The organism is Bacteroides sp. 41_26, from assembly GCF_949740115.1.
Classification (GTDB): domain Bacteria; phylum Bacteroidota; class Bacteroidia; order Bacteroidales; family Bacteroidaceae; genus Bacteroides; species Bacteroides nordii.
Map to the genome: position 1 here is coordinate 1 of NZ_CATJGZ010000039.1, position 2,259 is coordinate 2,259.

A 2,259-nucleotide genomic window follows, 5' to 3' on the forward strand; every position below is an offset into this window, starting at 1 on the left:
ACAATGAAAGTATATAATAAGATAACGACTTTTTTACGATGGTTTATACTTGCTTTTATCATCTATCAGGCAGCCACCAGCACCGCCGGAATGTGGATAGCCCTAATCATAGGCTTTTTTATTATCCGGTTCGTTCTCCGGTTGTTTATCTCTGCCGTTTACCTGTTTTGTATGGCTTTTATTTTCATTGTCCTGCTTTTATTTTTAATTATCTGATAACTCATAACAAGATGGAAACTTTAAACTAAAATGGGGTAAGAAATGCTTTTAGGTACATTTAGGGGATAATTTTACTATTAGTATAATTATTGCTATTTGAACGAATATTTTTCAAGCCTTACAAAAATATTTGAAGAATCTCGCCTACTGCATGGGGAAATAGCTGAAAACTCAAAAGTAAAATCTTATAAAACTACTTTCTTTCATGAGTTGAAACGAAAAAGAAAGTAGCAAAGAAACCGTTGTATATCCATATATTTTAAATAATGCTATTTTATCATCAGTAGTATTTTACTGTCATAAATTGCTATAATGTTTCGTTAGTTCTAAAATTACTTATTCATATCATTTATTTCTCGATTAATTCCCAATAACGTTTTTCAAAGTGTCGTTTAAGGCGTTCAGGTTTATTGGAAGTAATAAAGTCAAATTGTTCTTTTTGCTTTGGCAACATTGTTTTATCTCTAATCAAATCCATTAACTCTTGTACTCTACAAGCTGGTTTGTTATGTGATAGTTCACGGATAACATTTATGTCAGTATCTATAATCTTAAATAGGGTTCTTATACCTGTTTGTGATAAGTTAGCAATCATTGTTTTGTTATATGATTGCGCATCTGTTGCTATTCCATAAGTGTTCCCTATGAAAGAAAGAACAATAGCTTTTACATAGGTATATATAGCAGATATGGGTACATCTATTCCCAAAGAAGCTAAATCTTTAGCATATCCCGGTTCATTGTAAAAGTTATTCCATTCGTTATGTGCATCAATTAGGAATTGGGCATGTTTCTTAAATATGATTTCTTTAAACGTTTCAGGTATATAACTTACCCCATCAACCAACTTGAGGAAAGCTAATGCCTCGCTGGCTGCGTCTTTTCCCTTTATATCTCTTAATGAAGCAAATTTTGCAGCAATGCTACTTTTGATTTCATCAGAAACTAACTCCCATAGGCAAGGAGCTATTAGTTTTATATTATATTTAAGGTTAGGGTTACAATCTTGTTTTATAAAGTTTGAAAAAAGATTATGTAGTATCGGACCATGTATTTTAGCAGACTGGCTCTCTATAATTGCAGTAATATCATCCCCACTTTCCAGTTTTTCAATAGTGAGACTTTCAACTAAATCTTTAATTTGTAATCCCGGTGCAGGTAAATCAAATGTCAATACGTATTTTACGCAATTTTTAATAAAATTAAATGTTTCTAATTTATCAAGTTCACCTAATGGATAATGTGCGGTTGAAAAATTATTTCGTAATTCACGACATTGTTCTAAAAAAAAATGTGCTTCTGCAGGTATTATTCCTAATGCAAATGCACCTGAAATTAATTGATGGTCTTTGACTTCTCTTAAATCTTCTATTGTTTTTAGTGGCTTACCATCCCAGTTAATAGCTGTCGAGAAATAATCAACCCCATAAACTATAATCTTTCTTTGTAAATCAAAGATAGCAAGGTTCCAAATATAATTGATTGCAGCATCATTTAATCCAGCTTCAATAGCAGTTTTTGCTTTATCAAGGCTTACTTCATCTCTACAATCAGGGCGAATAGCAAGTTTTACATTTTCCCATCCTACAACGAGATTATCAACTTTCTCTAAATTTTCAAATCTTGCAGGTAATGCTAATTGTTTCATATATATGCATTTATAATTAATATTAGATGGTGACTTTACATAAATAGCCAATAATTTGCAAAATTAAAAATAAAGAAGCATCAGAGAAAATTCTTCCCGATGCTTCTTAACATATTCTATAAAAACTTTTCTATTCTACTTCTTTGTTATTATCATTATTAAATGAAAACGTAAGTTGTACCACCTGCCCGAAGCTATCCTGAAAATATACATCCACAGTTTGCTGGTCGGTCGATGCAGAGGTATAGTAAAGCCGGAATGTTTCACCCGGAAGCGGGTACAGGTCATTCGGCAGTAAAACCGTCCCATCGGACATTTTCAGCGTTCCCGCCCCGTCCGGCTGGAAATAGCGGATGAAATACTTTGTTTCCTCAAACCGTCCGTCCCGGTGA

The 2,259-nt window shown here is 32.9% G+C and carries 3 protein-coding genes; 1 reads left to right on the top strand and 2 read right to left on the bottom strand.

Features of this window, described 5'->3' with window-relative positions:
• The coding region (locus QX565_RS01200) for a hypothetical protein (protein WP_289290786.1) at positions 1 to 216 on the top strand (216 nt) is incomplete at its 5' end.
• Positions 217 to 568: 352 nt separating this feature from the next.
• On the opposite strand, the gene QX565_RS01205 is transcribed toward QX565_RS01200, so the two are convergent.
• Positions 569 to 1,867 (bottom strand): hypothetical protein, encoded by a 1,299-nt coding sequence (locus tag QX565_RS01205; protein ID WP_007216047.1) that lies wholly within the window; start codon positions 1,865 to 1,867, stop codon positions 569 to 571.
• 130 nt (positions 1,868 to 1,997) lie between these two features.
• The coding region (locus QX565_RS01210) for a TraQ conjugal transfer family protein (protein ID WP_289290788.1) at positions 1,998 to 2,259 on the bottom strand (262 nt) is incomplete at its 5' end.